Annotated in this window: 17 protein-coding genes; 9 read left to right on the top strand and 8 right to left on the bottom strand. The window is 65.1% G+C overall.

Going from position 1 to position 12,068, the window contains the following annotated elements:
* Nucleotides 1-14 precede the first annotated feature (14 nt).
* Genes WJS89_RS08170 through WJS89_RS08155 form a run of 4 tightly spaced genes read right to left on the bottom strand, consistent with a single transcriptional unit; the run spans nucleotide 15 to nucleotide 2,134 of the window.
* Nucleotides 15-476, bottom strand: a complete 462-nt coding sequence (locus tag WJS89_RS08170) for a RidA family protein (RefSeq protein WP_346340451.1) — start codon at nucleotides 474-476, stop codon at nucleotides 15-17.
* Nucleotides 477-510: 34 nt separating this feature from the next.
* Nucleotides 511-1,260 carry an SDR family NAD(P)-dependent oxidoreductase gene (locus WJS89_RS08165; protein ID WP_346340450.1) on the bottom strand — a complete coding sequence of 250 codons (750 nt, stop codon included), beginning with the start codon at nucleotides 1,258-1,260 and terminating at the stop codon, nucleotides 511-513.
* The gene (locus tag WJS89_RS08160; protein ID WP_346340449.1) at nucleotides 1,257-1,871 is read right to left on the bottom strand and encodes an HAD family hydrolase; all 615 of its coding nucleotides are present in this window, start codon (nucleotides 1,869-1,871) and stop codon (nucleotides 1,257-1,259) included. The genes WJS89_RS08165 and WJS89_RS08160 overlap by 4 nt, the downstream gene beginning before the upstream one ends.
* Entirely contained in the window at nucleotides 1,868-2,134 is a 267-nt protein-coding gene (locus WJS89_RS08155; RefSeq protein ID WP_346340447.1) for a DUF3572 family protein, read from the bottom strand. Before WJS89_RS08155 ends, WJS89_RS08160 begins: the two co-directional genes overlap by 4 nt.
* Before the next feature lie 43 nt (nucleotides 2,135-2,177).
* Here WJS89_RS08155 and WJS89_RS08150 point away from each other — a divergent pair, with 43 nt between their 5' ends.
* Nucleotides 2,178-2,603, top strand: coding sequence for a response regulator (locus tag WJS89_RS08150; protein WP_346340446.1), 426 nt, complete (start codon nucleotides 2,178-2,180; stop codon nucleotides 2,601-2,603).
* Nucleotides 2,604-2,630: 27 nt separating this feature from the next.
* On the opposite strand, the gene rpmG is transcribed toward WJS89_RS08150, so the two are convergent.
* Nucleotides 2,631-2,798: a 50S ribosomal protein L33 gene (rpmG, locus tag WJS89_RS08145; RefSeq protein ID WP_346340445.1), complete on the bottom strand. Its 168-nt coding sequence runs from the start codon at nucleotides 2,796-2,798 to the stop codon at nucleotides 2,631-2,633.
* A gap of 192 nt (nucleotides 2,799-2,990) precedes the next feature.
* Here rpmG and WJS89_RS08140 point away from each other — a divergent pair, with 192 nt between their 5' ends.
* From WJS89_RS08140 to WJS89_RS08130, 3 genes are read left to right on the top strand one after another with little or no spacing between them, the layout of a single operon-like run.
* Nucleotides 2,991-3,482, top strand: coding sequence for a Dps family protein (locus WJS89_RS08140; RefSeq protein WP_346340444.1), 492 nt, complete (start codon nucleotides 2,991-2,993; stop codon nucleotides 3,480-3,482).
* A gap of 35 nt (nucleotides 3,483-3,517) precedes the next feature.
* Entirely contained in the window at nucleotides 3,518-5,104 is a 1,587-nt protein-coding gene (locus tag WJS89_RS08135) for a cisplatin damage response ATP-dependent DNA ligase (RefSeq protein WP_346340443.1), read from the top strand.
* On the top strand, nucleotides 5,101-5,484 hold the full coding sequence (locus tag WJS89_RS08130; RefSeq protein ID WP_346340442.1) for a hypothetical protein: 384 nt from the start codon (nucleotides 5,101-5,103) through the stop codon (nucleotides 5,482-5,484). Before WJS89_RS08135 ends, WJS89_RS08130 begins: the two co-directional genes overlap by 4 nt.
* On the opposite strand, the gene WJS89_RS08125 is transcribed toward WJS89_RS08130, so the two are convergent.
* Nucleotides 5,481-5,846, bottom strand: coding sequence for a hypothetical protein (locus WJS89_RS08125; protein ID WP_346340441.1), 366 nt, complete (start codon nucleotides 5,844-5,846; stop codon nucleotides 5,481-5,483). The two genes, WJS89_RS08130 and WJS89_RS08125, sit on opposite strands and share 4 nt — an antisense overlap.
* A gap of 219 nt (nucleotides 5,847-6,065) precedes the next feature.
* On the bottom strand, nucleotides 6,066-6,941 hold the full coding sequence (locus WJS89_RS08120; protein WP_346340440.1) for a cold-shock protein: 876 nt from the start codon (nucleotides 6,939-6,941) through the stop codon (nucleotides 6,066-6,068).
* A 238-nt stretch (nucleotides 6,942-7,179) separates the two neighbouring features.
* Here WJS89_RS08120 and WJS89_RS08115 point away from each other — a divergent pair, with 238 nt between their 5' ends.
* From WJS89_RS08115 to rpoN, 5 genes are read left to right on the top strand one after another with little or no spacing between them, the layout of a single operon-like run.
* Nucleotides 7,180-7,800, top strand: a complete 621-nt coding sequence (locus WJS89_RS08115; RefSeq protein ID WP_346340439.1) for a ribonuclease D — start codon at nucleotides 7,180-7,182, stop codon at nucleotides 7,798-7,800.
* 3 nt (nucleotides 7,801-7,803) lie between these two features.
* Entirely contained in the window at nucleotides 7,804-8,442 is a 639-nt protein-coding gene (gene lptC / locus WJS89_RS08110) for an LPS export ABC transporter periplasmic protein LptC (protein WP_346340438.1), read from the top strand.
* A complete protein-coding gene (locus WJS89_RS08105) occupies nucleotides 8,439-8,975 on the top strand; it encodes an LptA/OstA family protein (RefSeq protein ID WP_346340437.1) in 537 nt (178 codons plus the stop codon). Before lptC ends, WJS89_RS08105 begins: the two co-directional genes overlap by 4 nt.
* Nucleotides 8,975-9,757 (top strand): LPS export ABC transporter ATP-binding protein, encoded by a 783-nt coding sequence (gene lptB / locus WJS89_RS08100; RefSeq protein ID WP_346340436.1) that lies wholly within the window; start codon nucleotides 8,975-8,977, stop codon nucleotides 9,755-9,757. Before WJS89_RS08105 ends, lptB begins: the two co-directional genes overlap by 1 nt.
* Nucleotides 9,758-9,768: 11 nt before the next feature.
* Complete coding sequence (gene rpoN / locus WJS89_RS08095) at nucleotides 9,769-11,205, top strand: RNA polymerase factor sigma-54 (RefSeq protein ID WP_346340435.1); 1,437 nt, start codon at nucleotides 9,769-9,771, stop codon at nucleotides 11,203-11,205.
* Here the strand turns inward: rpoN and WJS89_RS08090 are convergent.
* The gene (locus WJS89_RS08090; protein ID WP_346340434.1) at nucleotides 11,202-11,960 is read right to left on the bottom strand and encodes an endonuclease/exonuclease/phosphatase family protein; all 759 of its coding nucleotides are present in this window, start codon (nucleotides 11,958-11,960) and stop codon (nucleotides 11,202-11,204) included. The two genes, rpoN and WJS89_RS08090, sit on opposite strands and share 4 nt — an antisense overlap.
* Nucleotides 11,961-12,068 lie beyond the last annotated feature (108 nt).

The following is a 12,068-nucleotide window of genomic DNA, read 5'->3' as shown; positions in this document are numbered from 1 at the left end:
CTCAAGCGCGCCCTCTAGTCGCGGACCTTCACGATGGCGTCGATTTCCACCGCCACGCCGAGCGGAAGCGTATTGACGCCCACCGCCGAGCGCGCGTGGCGCCCCGCTTCGCCGAAGACGTCCTGCATGAGGTCGCTGGCGCCGTTGATCACCTTGGGCTGGTCGGTGAAGTCGGGCGTCGAGTTCACGAACCCTCCGAGCTTCACGATCTTCTCGACCCGCTCGAGATCGCCGAGCGCCGCCTTCATCTGCGTGATCAGCATGATCCCGCAGCGGCGCGCCGCCGCCTGTCCACGCTCGACATTATAGTCCTCGCCCAGACACCCGACGATCAGGTCGCCATTCTCCTCCATCGAGATTTGACCCGAGATGTGCAGGAAACCACCGCTCTCCACGTAGGGCAGATAGCTGGCGACAGGTTTGGCGGGAGCGGGCAGCTTGATGCCGAGCTCGGCGAGGCGTTTGTCGATACTCATGGCGCGAACGATTAGGCGTTGCAGCCGCGGGCGGTCAAGATTGCCGCGCGACCGCGAAGCCCGCGAAACTCTGCCGCGTCGGCATCAGCTCGAGGCGATTGATGTTCACATGGGGCGGCAGCATCGCCACCCAGCGGATCGCCTCGGCGATGTCGCCCGCCGTCATCGGCTCCATGTCGGCATAGAGCTGGTCCGACGCCTCGCGGTCGCCACCGTTACGCACGAGCGTGAATTCGGTCTCGACCATTCCGGGTTCGATGCTGGTCACGCGCACCCCCGTCCCGGCAAGATCGCTCCGCAGCGACAGCCCGAACTGCGTCAGGAAGGCCTTGGTCGCTCCATAGACCGCACCACCGCGATAGGGGTAACTGCCCGCGACGCTCGACAGGTTGATGAGGGCCCCCTTCCGCTCGGTGAGCGTCGGCAGCAGCGCTCGCGTGATTGCGATCAGTCCGTCCATGTTGGTGTGCATCGCATTGAGTTGCGCCTCGAGGTCGGCGTCCTGGAAATCATCCATCGGCGGCGCGAGGCCGGCGTTGTTGAGCAGCAGGTCGACGCCTTTCCATTCTTCCGGCAACTGACGCACGATCCGCTGCAGATCCTCGATATCGCGCATGTCGCCGATGATGGCGTGGAATGCCTCGCCAAGCTCCTCGCGAAGCGCCTCCAGCCGGTCCTTGCGCCGCCCGAGCCCGATGACGCGCCAACCTTCGGCGGCGAGCACACGCGCGGTCTCCGCACCGATCCCGGCCGTCGCGCCCGTGATGAATGCCGTCTTGGTCATGAGATACTCCATTGTTCGAGGATCCAATCGGTCGCGACGCCCCAGTCGTCGATGCGCACATGCGCGTGCTCGGCAGGCGGAATAGCGGGCGCCATCCGCGGTTCGGCGACCATGTGCAGGCGCTTCACCTCGGGCGCGTGCTTCGCGACCGAGGCGTGCTGGTTGGGGAGATCATCGACGAAGACCACGCTGCTGGCGTCGTGCCGTTCGATGAGGTCGACCGCCCTGGGGCCCTTGCCGCCGCTGTTGCAGACGACCTCGTAGTCGAGCCCCAGGCCGCGCAACTGGTTCACGCGCATCCGGTGCGCCGCTTCGTTGATGTTGGTGAGAATGACGATGTCGCCGTGCGCCCCCAGCCGTTCCAGCGCTTCCGCCGCGCCCGGGACCAGCGTCTGGCGATGCATCTCGCCCATGAAGAAGTCGCCCAGCAGCGGCCACACATGCTCGCGGGGGACGAGTTCGCCATTGTCGGTAAAGGTCAGCGCCTTTTCGAACTCGCCCGTCTCGAAGGCGAAATCGATGCCGCGCGCTTCGCCCAACCAGTCCTGGAAATGCGCGACCATGTGCAGCAGCACTTCGTCGCAGTCGCAGATCAGCAGCGGGCGGCTCATCGCTCCAGTATCTCTCGCGCTGCCACAAGCCGCTCGGGACGGACCGATATCGCTTCGGCTACGGCGATCAGATCAGGCTCGTGCGCCTCGAGAAACGACAACATCGCCGCCAGTACAGGCGGCGTATCGGCCCGTTCGCGCAAATCGCTCGGGGTCAGTCCCGTCGTCGCCAGCAACCGCTCGGCGCGGCGCTCGTCTGCCAGCGTCGCCGCCAGCGCTTGCAGCCCCAAAAGCTGCGCATCGGTTTGATTTTGTTCGCCCATCGCCTATGGCCTAAGCTCTGACGTCACACGGGGGTTCCACATCATGGCCAAGATCATGGTCGTCGAGGATAATGCCCTCAACATCAAACTGTTCTGCGACCTGTTGAAAGCGCACGGCCACGACACGCGCGGCGTCACCGACAGCCGCGAGGCGATGGATACCGCGCGCGCGTTGGAGCCCGATCTCGTCATCACCGACATTCAGCTGCCATACCTCGACGGCATGGAACTGATGCGTCAGCTGCGGGCGGACGAAAAGCTCTGCCGCGTTCCGATCATGGCAGTCACCGCCTATGCCGCCGAGGGAGATGACGAACGGATCCGGCAGGCGGGCGCGCAGGCCTACGTTTCCAAGCCGATCTCGGTCGCGCGCTTCGCGCAAACGGTCGATGAATTGCTCGCCGCCGGCCCCGTCGACGCGGAGACGCAGGCCGAAACGCAAAACGGGGCCGTAAACGACCCCGCGTGAAGCGTCACCAAAAGCCTCGAAAAAGGCTTACTTGATCTTGGCTTCCTTGAACTCGACATGCTTGCGCGCGATCGGATCGTACTTGCGAAAGGTCATCTTCTCGGTGATGTTCCGCGGGTTCTTCTTCGTGACGTAGAAGAAGCCGGTGTCGGCGCTGCTGACGAGCTTGATCTTGACGGTTGCGGGCTTCGCCATGGTTCTGGGTTTCCGTATCGAATCGGGTGAAAACAAAAGGGCAGCGTCAACCGCCGCCCCGGATCGCGCGCTTCCTGCCGAGGAGGCCGCCATTTGTCAAGTGAGCGAGCCGATCACATCGAGCGAAAAGGTTCGCAGAACCAATGGATGCGCCTGCCGTTGGGATGGCAAGCCGACAATGGAGATACGATCATGGCCAACGAAAAGCTCGCCACCCCCACCGACCTCAAGTCCAACGACATCAAGGACGTCGCCTCGGGTCTCAACAAGGTGCTGGCCGACAGTCTCGCGCTTTACATGAAGACCAAGAATTTCCACTGGCACGTCTCGGGGCCGCATTTTCGCGACTATCATCTGATGTTCGACGAGCAGGCCGCACAAATCCTCGGCACGACCGATGCCATCGCCGAGCGGGCGCGCAAGATCGGCAAGACCACGCTGCGCTCGATCGGCGACATCTCGCGCCACCAGTCGATCGAGGATAACGACAAGGACTATGTCGCTCCTGCCGCGATGCTCAAGGAATTGCGCGACGACAATCTCTCGCTCGTCGAGACGCTGCGGGTGTTGAAAGACCTTGCCGACGACGCCAAGGACAATGCCACCAGCGCCATCGTGGATGAATGGACCGACGCCGCCGAAGAGCGCGCCTGGTTCCTCTTCGAAGCCGCGCAGAAGGGGTGATGGAGACATTGGCGCGCATAGACGGTTGAGACGTCATGCGCGCTTTCTCCCAGCTTCTCGACGATCTCACCTACACGCGCTCGCGCAACGCCAAGCTGCGGCGGATCGGGGATTATCTCAAGAGCGCTCCCGATCCCGATCGCGGCATCGCACTGGCAGCGTTGACGGGCACGCTCGATATTCCGCACGTCAAACCCGCGGCGGTGCGAGCGCTCGCCGAAGAGCGGATCGACCCCATCCTGTACAAGATGAGCCGCGACTATGTTGGCGATTCGGCGGAGACCATCTCGCTGCTCTGGCCCGACGCCGCCGACGGCTGCCCCGACATCGACGATGGCACCGTGGGCATTGCCGAGGCGGTCGAGCGACTGACCGGCGCAAAGAAGGCCGACGCCCCACTCGTCCTAGCCGACATGCTCGACCATCTCGATGCCTCGGGTCGTTACGCGCTCTTGAAGCTGGCGAGCGGCGCGCTGCGCGTCGGTATTTCCGCCCGCCTCGCCAAGGTCGCTTTCGCCGAAAGCTTCGCGCTCGATGTGGATGCGGTCGAAGAGGTCTGGCACGCGATGGCGCCGCCGTTCACAGAGCTGTTCGACTGGGCCGAGGGTCGGAGCGAAGCGCCCGATGTCGCGGACCTGCCCGTCTTTCGCCCCTTCATGCTCGCCCATCCCCTCGAAGATGACGAGACCGTCGATCTTGCGGACTATGCCGCCGAATGGAAATGGGACGGCATCCGCGTCCAGCTCGTCCGCGCGGGCGGCGAGACCCGGCTCTACAGCCGCACCGGCGACGATATCGGAGCGAGCTTCCCCGACGTGTGCGAAGCGTTCGACGTCGAAGGGGTCGTCGATGGCGAATTGCTCGTCCGGGGAAAGGACCAGGGGGGGCAGGCGGGCAGCTTCAGCCGCCTCCAGCAGCGGCTCGGTCGCAAGACCGTCAGCGCCAAGATGCAGCGCGACAGTCCCGCCTTCGTGCGACTCTATGACATCCTCATCGACGGGCGCGAGGACGTTCGTGCCCTGGGATGGCAGGACCGCCGAAAAATACTCGAGAATTTCCTGCCCCGCCTCGATCCCAACCGCTTCGATCTCAGCGAACGCGTCGAGGCCGACAGCTTCGACGCGCTCGGCGAGCTGCGCGAAGAAGCGCGCGAAAGCGGCGTCGAGGGCCTCATGCTCAAGCGCAAGGATTCGCCCTACGTCGCGGGCCGCAAGGTGGGCCTGTGGTACAAGTGGAAACGCGATCCGCTCACCGCCGACTGCGTCATGATGTACGCGCAGCGCGGCTCGGGAAAGCGCTCGAGCTTCTTCTCCGACTATACCTTCGGCTGCTGGACCGAGGACGAGCAGTTGCTCCCCGTCGGAAAGGCCTATTTCGGCTTTACCGACGAGGAATTGAAATGGCTCGACAAGTTCGTGCGCAACAATACCGTTAACCGCTTCGGGCCCGTGCGCGAGGTGGAGAAGACACTGGTGCTCGAGGTCGCGTTCGATTCGATCCACAAGTCCGCGCGCCACAAGTCCGGGCTCGCCATGCGTTTTCCGCGCATCGCCCGCATCCGCGACGACAAGCCCGCACATGAGGCCGACACGATCGCAGGACTTGAGAAACTGGTGACATGAGCGACGGCACGAAGCTGATGCTCGCCGCCCTGCTGGGGTGGGCGGGATGCCTTGCCGGGCTCGTGATCTCGGATGCCATCCAACTGCGGCACGTGCTGATGGCCCCCTCCATCGCATTGCTGGTCGCAGCCCTGCTCGCCACGCTATTCTATCTGCTCTTGTCCCGGTGGATCGGCACATCGTGGGTGCGCCTTTTCCTCCCCCTTTTCGTAGCGATGATCGCGCTGGGCCTCTTATCGGGCAAGATCCTGTGGAAAGGAGCGCCCCCCGGTGCCTGGGAGACGCTCCTCGTCTATTCCTTCGGCGCCGCCTTCGGTGCGGCGACGGGTTTCTGGGCAGGTCTTATACTGACGCGTTTCGAGCCTAGCGGATTGCGCTAGCGCGCACCCGCGGCGGGAGCCCCGTCGGCGCCGCTGGCCGCGATCCGGTTCAGCCGCGCGCCCGCGGTGCGGAACGTCTCGGTGCAGGACTGGAAGACGGGCTGGATGTCCTTGCCAGCGAATTCGTTCGAGATCGCGCTCCCGGCTTTGCGGATGGCATCGTCCGAAACCGACCGCGCATCGATACGACCGATGTAGAAGGTCGACAGCGGCATCAGTTGCCCAGCCTTGTCGGTATTCTGCTGCACCGCGGCCGAAATGACCGAGACGCAGGCGACGTCATAGTCGAGCGTGTCGTCCTTGGGGACGACGGCGGGGGTGGCAGCGGCCTGGACGGCCATTGCGAGCGTAAGCGTGAACATCAAAAAACCTCGTGATTGAAAGGAGTTGCCGGGCGGGATCCGCCCATTCGGTGGACCGCCGCCCTAACATGAGAGGTGGGGGACCGATCAACCCCACTGCGACGCACGGTGGTTCGCGAGCGCCGGACTCGCCCGGGTTTGGGGGTCGAGATGTGCGAACGCCGCCGACACTCCGAAGAGCGTCGACGGCGTCACATGTCACGCCGGAGCGTCAGGTCGTCAGCTGGCGGGCTTGAGATTGACCGCCGCATATTTGCCGCGACGATCGACCTCGAGGTCGAAGTCGAAACGGTCGCCCTCGTTGATCGACTGGAGGCCCGCACGCTCGACCGCACTGATGTGCACGAACGCATCGGGCTGGCCGTCGTCACGCTGGATGAAGCCGAAGCCCTTCATGGAGTTGAAGAACTTGACGGTGCCGCTGGCACTTTCGCCCGTCAGCTCACGGCTGTTGCCGCCACCGGCAGGGCCGCGCTCTGCCGCGCCGCCGCCACGTTCGACCGCCATCGGCTCGCCCTCGATGACGAGGTTGGTCGCGCTGACTTTGCCGCCGCGATCGACGAGCGTGAATTCCAGCGGCTGGCCGTCGGCGAGGTCGGACAGACCCGCCTGTTCGACCGCACTGATGTGGACGAACACGTCCTCGCCGCCGTCGTCACGGACGATGAATCCGAAGCCCTTTTGCGGATTGAAGAATTTGACGACGCCCTTGCCTTCGCCGACGACCTGCGGGGGCATGCCCCCACCGCCGCCACCGCGATAGCCACCGCCGCCACCGCCGCCGCCGCGATAGCCACCGCCACCGCCGCCGCCGCCGTAGCCGCCGCGATCACCGCCGCCGCCATAACCGCCGCCACCGCCACGGTTCTGGTAGCCACCGCCACCACCGCCGCCATAGCCGCCACGGTCTCCGCCGCCGCCGCTGCGATCGCCGCCGCCACCGCCACCGCGATAGTTGCCGCCACCATAGCCGCCGCCTGCATTGCGATCGTCGAATTCACGACCCGCGAACGGATCGCCTTCGCCGAACATATTGTCTCGTTTGTCGCGGCCGCGCCCGCCGCGATCGCCTTTACGCCCTCTATCGTAACCCATGCCCGTCCAGACTCTTCATCACGCCCCGTATTCACATCCAAAGGGCCAGCCTCACACCGGGCGAGCGAAACCGACCTGGCGCATGGAATCGGCCCATACGCGCTTGCCCCTATATACCATCTTTCGGCCCGCTCCTATAGATTCCTAGAAAATCCGCGATATTCACGCTCTGGCCAGCCTGCACGGCTATCGCTAGAAGCGCGGCAGCCCCTCTGGAGCCTCACGAGAAGGAATTGATATGGCAGTGCATTTCCACGAGGAGGACCTGCCGTCGGACGTGGTCTTCGCCGACGGTCCGATCGCGGTCGATACCGAAGCGATGGGCCTTCATCCGGGGCGCGACCGTCTTTGTCTCGTGCAATTGTCGGACGGTGGCCCCGACGAACATCTCGTCCGATTCTCGCCCGACAGCGACTATGCCGCACCCAACCTCAAGGCGCTGCTCGCCGACGAGAACCGCCTCAAGCTCTATCATTTCGCGCGCTTCGACATCGGCATCATGGCGGCCTATCTCGGGATAATGGCCGCGCCGCTCTATTGCACGCGCACCGCGAGTCGCCTGATCCGTACCTATACCGATCGCCACGGGCTCAAGGAGCTGGTCAAGGAAGTGCTCGGAATCGACATTTCCAAGCAGCAGCAGTCGAGCGACTGGGGCGGCCCCGAACTCAACGACGCGCAACGCGAATATGCCGCGAGCGACGTACGCTACCTCCATCGCCTTAAGGAAGAACTCGACAAGCGGCTCGAGCGCGAACAGCGCGTGGCCCTGGCCGAGGGCATCTTCGACTTCCTCCCCACGCGCGCCTTGCTCGATCTCGAAGGCTGGGAGGACGTCGACCTCCTCGCGCACAGCTAGGCGGTGAGCCGCGCCGCCCGCCAGCAGCGCGCCACCAAGCGCGCGTGGGCCGAGCCGGGCGGCAGCCACGACAGGCTCGTGCGCATCGCCAAATGGCTGGTGCCCGCCGCCTTCATCGGGGTGTTCGCCTGGTTGACGGTCATTCCGTTTCTCGCGCGCGATGACGACAGCTTCATCCTCGACAAGACCGAGGTCGACCAGGCCGAGGAGCGGATGCGTGTCGAAGAAGCGCGCTATCGCGGCGAGGACGATCAGGGCCGCGACTTCCTGATCGTCGCCGAGGAAGCGGTGCAGGAAACGAGCCGCGTCCCGATCGTCGTCATCCGCGGCATGGCTGCAAGGCTGCTGACCGATGATGGTCCCGTTACCGTCGTGGCCCCCCGGGGGCGCTACGATATCGACGAGAAACTGATAGAGGTCATCGGCCCCTTGGAGCTTCGCGGCCCCGACGGTTACCGGCTCGACACGAGCGACGTGACCGTCGATCTCGACACCAACACGCTCACCGCGACGGGCGGCGTCGAGGGTGCGATGGCCTTGGGCACCTTCCGCGCCGGACGGCTCGACGCCGATCTCGACGCGCGCACCATAACCCTTTCGGGCCGTGCGAACTTGAATATCCGGCAGGGAGCCGTCAGATGAGCAATATGCGTGCCAAACCGCTTCTCGCCTTCGCGGCCCTGATCGGGATCGCCGGAACCGCCTCCGCGCAGCAGAGCCGCGGCAACCCGAGCGCGCTTGCGGGGCACGATATCGGCGCGCCCGTCGATGTCGCCGCCGACCGCATCGAAGTGCAGGACCGCGAGGACCGAGCCCTGTTCGTCGGCAATGTGGTCGTCCGTCAGGCGAATTTGACGCTCAATACCGCGCGGCTGCGCATCGCCTATGCCTCCACGGGGGGGCTCGACATCCAGCGGCTCGACGCTTCGGGCGGCGTGACCCTCACCTCGCCGAGCGAAACCGCGCGCGGTGATTATGCGATCTACGATCTCGACGGCGGCATCATCACGCTCGTCGGCGATGTCGAGCTGCGCCAGGGCCCGAACCAGATCAACGGCTCGCGCCTCACCATCGATCTCGACAACGGGCGCGCGGTCATCGACGGCGGGCCCCGCGGGGTCGATCAGTCGGGCGGACGCGTCACCGGGCGCTTCACGGTCCCCTCTCGCGACTGATGGCGGAAGCGGACACCGATACCCGCACCGACCTGTCGGACATCCCCGACGAGGTCGCCTATCGGGGTCTACAGGTCCAGTCGATCGCCAAGAGCTACGACAAGAATGTCGTGTTGAAAGACGTGTCGATGGCGGTCGCGCGCGGCGAAGTCGTCGGGCTGCTGGGCCCCAACGGCGCGGGCAAGACGACGAGCTTCTATTCGGTCATGGGCCTCGTCAAACCCGATGCCGGCCGCATCATCCTCGACGGCAACGACATCACCGGCCTGCCCATGTATCGCCGCGCGATCCTCGGGCTTGGCTACCTGCCCCAGGAGACGTCGATCTTCCGTGGCCTGTCCGTCGAGCAGAATATCGAAGCCGTCCTCGAAATCTCCGAACCCAACCGTCAGGCCCGTGCCGAGCGGCTCGAACGATTGCTCGACGAATTCGGCCTCACCCGCCTGCGCACCAGCCCCGCCATGGCGCTGTCGGGCGGCGAGCGGCGCCGCTGCGAAATCGCCCGCGCATTGGCCGCAAGCCCGTCGATCATGCTGCTGGACGAGCCGTTCGCGGGTATCGACCCCCTGTCGATTTCGGACATCCGCGATCTCATCATCGATCTGAAGCAGCGCGACATCGGCGTGCTGATCACCGACCATAATGTCCGCGAAACGCTGGAGATCGTGGATCGCGCCTGCATCATCTACGACGGGCAGGTGCTCTTCCAGGGTACGCCGCAGGCGCTCGTTGCCGATGCCGAAGTCCGGCGGCTCTACCTCGGCGAAAGTTTCGCGCTCTAAGGCCCCGTATCATGGCCCTCAGTCCCGCCCTCCACATCCGCCAATCGCAGCAGCTGGTCATGACCCAGCAACTGCAGCAGGCCATCAAGCTTTTGGCGCTGTCGAGTCTGGAGGTCGAAGCGGTCGTTGCAGAAGAACTGGCGAAGAACCCACTCCTCGAGAGCGGCGACGACGAAGCGGCGCCTTCCGCTTCCGACCACGAGGCAGACGGCTTCGATGCCCCCGATCCCGCCGGTGCCGACGAGCGCATCGGGGACGACAGCGCGCTGGACTATGACAGCGCCGAAGCCGCACGCGATACCGACAGCCTCCCCGATCTGCCGATGGGCGAGGCAGGCGAGGCGTTCGATTTCGATCGGCTCGAGCACAAGCCGCACAGCCTCAAGGAGCATCTGCTCGACCAGCTCGCCGGCACTCCCGGAACGCTGGGCGCGGCGGCCGAAGCGATCGTCCATTCGCTCGCCGACACGGGCTATCTCGAACGCTCGCTCGCCGAGATGGCCGACGTGCTCGGTGCGCCGGTCGAGGAGATGGAAGCCGCCTTGCTCCTCGTGCAGGACTGCGACCCGGCGGGCGTGGGCGCGCGGTCGCTGGCCGAGTGTCTCGCGCTACAGGCCAAGGCCGCCGACCGCTACGATCCCGCGATGGCGCGACTGATCGAGAATCTCGGACTGCTCGCCAAGGGCCGGATGAAAGACCTCCTGCGCATCTGCAAGGTGGACGAGGACGACCTGGCCGACATGGTCGCCGAACTGCGCGCCTACGATCCCAAGCCCGGCTGCCAGTTTCTCGACGCGCACGCCGCCGAGATCGTCCCCGATATTCTCATCCGCGAGGGCAAGGAGGGCTGGGACGTGACGCTCAACCCCGACGCGCTTCCCCGCGTTCTCGTCAACCGCGCCTATCATGCCGAATTGAAGGCAGGCGCAGATGACAAGGCTTCGAGGAAATGGCTCGCCGAACATCTCCAGAGCGCCAACTGGCTGGTGAAGGCGCTCGACCAGCGGGCGCAGACCATTCTCAGGACGGCCATCGAGATCGTCCGCCAGCAGGAAGGCTTCTTCCGCGACGGCGTTTCGGCGCTGAAACCGCTTACCCTCGCGCAGGTCGCGGAAAAGGTCGACGTCCACGAAAGCACGATCAGCCGCGTGACGACGCAGAAGTATCTCTTCTGCGAACGCGGACTGTTCGAATTGAAATATTTCTTCGGCTCGGGCGTCGGGTCGGCCGATAGCGACGAGGGCGCCAGCGCTCGCGCGGTCAAGGCGGCGATCAAGAAACTGATCGACGAGGAAGACAAGATCCTCTCCGACGATGCGCTGGTCACCGCGCTCCGCGAGCAGGGCTACGATCTCGCCCGCCGCACGGTCGCGAAATATCGCGAGGCCATGGGCATCGGCTCCAGCGTCCAGCGCCGCCGCCAGCGCAAGATGGAGATGGGGCGCTAGAAGCGCACCTCGGCCCACACCGGGAAATGATCGCTCGCCGACTTCGCCAGCGCCGTCTGGTGAACGCCTGAATCCGCGATGGCCAGACGCTTGTCGACGAAGATCTTGTCGAGCGGCGCCAGCGGGCGGCGGGTATGATAGCTCGGCCCGCAGGCTGCGCAGGCAAAATCTTCATCGAACGCGTCGAGGGTGTTGGGCGAGGCGCGCCACTCGTTGGTGTCCGCCGCAACGATCGTCGGCATATCCGTGCCCAGGGCCTGCACGGTTCGCAGGATCTCTTCCACCTGCCGCCGCCGATAGAGCCCCGACAAATCGAGATGCGTCCCGATGATCCGCACCCGCGTTTCGCCCATCTGCACTTCGGCAACGATCGCGCCACGCGGTTCGAGCTGCGGCAGATCGACGCATAGCGCGTTGGTGACGTGAACCGGATCGCGCACGAGAATGGCATTGCCGTGCCACCCGAGGTTGCGCGTATCGAGCGTGTCGAGAAAGCGGCGCGTAAGCGCATGGTCGGGGACCAGGTCGAGAAGCTTTTCGTGACTCTGCCCCGTCGGCACCAGTCGCCAGCCGTGCGCCGCGAGCATTTCGGGCGGGATCGCTCCGCCGCGGGTTCCGACGCGCTTGTCGGCTTCCTGCAGCACCGCGACCTGCGCCTTTGCCTCATCGAGAACGTCGAGGATGCGCTCGGGTTTGCGCCGCCGGTCGGTGCCGATGGCCTTGCGGATATTGTAGGAGACGACACGCAGCGACATGGGGCGCGACCCTAGGCGCTGTCCGCTCGCTTGGCCATTGCAGACGTATGCAGTCTTGCCGTCGACACTCCGGCACTCTCTACTCGCATCGGGCGACAGGAGAGAGAG

The organism is Sphingomicrobium aquimarinum (genome assembly GCF_039655735.1).
Lineage (GTDB): Bacteria > Pseudomonadota > Alphaproteobacteria > Sphingomonadales > Sphingomonadaceae > Sphingomicrobium > Sphingomicrobium aquimarinum.
The sequence above is the reverse complement of the archived record's forward strand: the minus strand, read 5'-3'. Positions and strand labels throughout refer to the sequence as shown.

Excerpts from the sequence above, each read along its gene's own strand:
- lptB (WP_346340436.1), top strand. The coding sequence starts at position 8,975 with ATGGCGGAAGCGGACACCGATACCCGCACCGACCTGTCGGACATCCCC.
- WJS89_RS08090 (WP_346340434.1), bottom strand. The coding sequence starts at position 11,960 with ATGTCGCTGCGTGTCGTCTCCTACAATATCCGCAAGGCCATCGGCACC.
- rpoN (WP_346340435.1), top strand. The coding sequence starts at position 9,769 with ATGGCCCTCAGTCCCGCCCTCCACATCCGCCAATCGCAGCAGCTGGTC.
- WJS89_RS08130 (WP_346340442.1), top strand. The coding sequence starts at position 5,101 with ATGAGCGACGGCACGAAGCTGATGCTCGCCGCCCTGCTGGGGTGGGCG.
- WJS89_RS08170 (WP_346340451.1), bottom strand. The coding sequence starts at position 476 with ATGAGTATCGACAAACGCCTCGCCGAGCTCGGCATCAAGCTGCCCGCT.
- WJS89_RS08135 (WP_346340443.1), top strand. The coding sequence starts at position 3,518 with ATGCGCGCTTTCTCCCAGCTTCTCGACGATCTCACCTACACGCGCTCG.
- WJS89_RS08140 (WP_346340444.1), top strand. The coding sequence starts at position 2,991 with ATGGCCAACGAAAAGCTCGCCACCCCCACCGACCTCAAGTCCAACGAC.
- WJS89_RS08165 (WP_346340450.1), bottom strand. The coding sequence starts at position 1,260 with ATGACCAAGACGGCATTCATCACGGGCGCGACGGCCGGGATCGGTGCG.
- WJS89_RS08155 (WP_346340447.1), bottom strand. The coding sequence starts at position 2,134 with ATGGGCGAACAAAATCAAACCGATGCGCAGCTTTTGGGGCTGCAAGCG.
- WJS89_RS08160 (WP_346340449.1), bottom strand. The coding sequence starts at position 1,871 with ATGAGCCGCCCGCTGCTGATCTGCGACTGCGACGAAGTGCTGCTGCAC.
- WJS89_RS08115 (WP_346340439.1), top strand. The coding sequence starts at position 7,180 with ATGGCAGTGCATTTCCACGAGGAGGACCTGCCGTCGGACGTGGTCTTC.
- WJS89_RS08125 (WP_346340441.1), bottom strand. The coding sequence starts at position 5,846 with ATGTTCACGCTTACGCTCGCAATGGCCGTCCAGGCCGCTGCCACCCCC.
- WJS89_RS08105 (WP_346340437.1), top strand. The coding sequence starts at position 8,439 with ATGAGCAATATGCGTGCCAAACCGCTTCTCGCCTTCGCGGCCCTGATC.
- rpmG (WP_346340445.1), bottom strand. The coding sequence starts at position 2,798 with ATGGCGAAGCCCGCAACCGTCAAGATCAAGCTCGTCAGCAGCGCCGAC.
- WJS89_RS08150 (WP_346340446.1), top strand. The coding sequence starts at position 2,178 with ATGGCCAAGATCATGGTCGTCGAGGATAATGCCCTCAACATCAAACTG.
- WJS89_RS08120 (WP_346340440.1), bottom strand. The coding sequence starts at position 6,941 with ATGGGTTACGATAGAGGGCGTAAAGGCGATCGCGGCGGGCGCGGCCGC.